At 53.9% G+C, this 1,385-nt stretch carries 1 protein-coding gene; it reads left to right on the top strand.

Going from position 1 to position 1,385, the window contains the following annotated elements:
- A partial coding sequence (locus A587_RS24395) for a non-ribosomal peptide synthetase (RefSeq protein WP_036965304.1) occupies positions 1-1,385 on the top strand: 1,385 nt, incomplete at both ends.

The raw sequence follows: 1,385 nt of genomic DNA, 5'->3' as shown, positions 1-1,385 counted from the left end.
TGGTGAATGAGTTTAGCCAGCTGTATCGTGCTTATGTTCAGGGAGAAGAAGCGTCCCTGGCTCCCTTGGCCATTCAGTATGGCGACTATGCTTACTGGCAGCGCCAATGGCTGCAAGGCGACGTGCTAGAGCAGCAGTTGGACTACTGGCAAAATCAGCTGTCGTACTTGCCTGTGGTGCATAGCCTGCCGTTGGATTATGCCAGACCTATGGTGCAAAGCTTTACCGGTGATGTTCATGCCAGCAGTCTTGATAAAAACGATGTCGCGCGTTTGACGGCCTTGTGCCAATCCCATGGCGCCACCTTGTTTATGGGACTGCATGCTGCGTTTTCGGTTTTATTATCCCGCTATAGTAACGAGCAGGATATCGTGGTCGGCACGCCGGTAGCGAATCGGGAGCAGTCAGAAATTGCCGAGCTAATAGGCTTTTTTGTCAATACGCTGGTGCTGCGTAGCGATTTATCGGGCAGCCCAAGTTTTCATGATTTACTGGGGCAGAGCAAGCGCTGTTTGCTCGATGCTTATGACCATCAGCAGGTGCCGTTTGAACAAATCGTCGACCGTTTGCAGCCTGAGCGCAGCCTGAGTCACAGCCCGCTGTTTCAGGTGATGCTATCGCTGCAAAACAATGACCAGGGCAGCTTATCGTTGCCGGGATTAGAGTTGTCGATGGTGGAAGGCGGTGGACAAACCGCGAAGTTCGACCTAACCCTGAATATGGCAGAGGAGGCCGGTGGCCTCGGTCTCTATTGGGAGTTTAATACGGCTGTCTTTAAAGATGAGACAATAGTGCGTATGGCGGAGCACTTTGAGGTGTTGCTGAGCGCCCTGTTGCAGTCACCTGAGCGAGATGTGTTCAGTCATGAACTGGTGACCAGCCGGGAGCGTGAACAGCTGCTTGAAAGCCGTCAGGATATTGAGTGCTTCACCCCGTCAAGGCGCTGCCTGCATGAACTATTTGAAGAGCAGGCTGCGCGCCACCCAGAGAAAATTGCCCTAGTATATGAAGCAAGCCGTCTTAGTTATGGCGAGTTAAACCGCCGCGCCAACCAATTGGCTCGCTACCTGACAGCACAGGGAGTGAAGCCGGATACTTTAGTGGGACTTTGCGTTGAGCGCTCGCTGGAGACGGTGGTCGGTATGTTGGCTATTCTCAAGGCAGGCGGGGCCTATGTACCGCTTGACCCGGCCAATCCGCAGTCCCGCTTGACGTATATGCTTGAAGACAGTGGTGTGCAAACCGTGCTGACTTCACAAGCGGTGCTGGCGCAATTACCGGTGTTGGCGGATAAGGCCCTGTGTCTGGATGACGAAACCGTACAGGCACAGTTGTCGGACATGTCGGTGCAGAACCTGGCGGTATCTTCGCTAGGCCTTGCGTCC

Origin of the sequence: Pseudoalteromonas sp. NJ631 (assembly GCF_000276645.1) — a bacterium.
Lineage (GTDB): Bacteria > Pseudomonadota > Gammaproteobacteria > Enterobacterales > Alteromonadaceae > Pseudoalteromonas > Pseudoalteromonas piscicida.
Note: the sequence above shows the minus strand (reverse complement) of the source record. Positions and strands in the feature narration are given on the sequence as shown.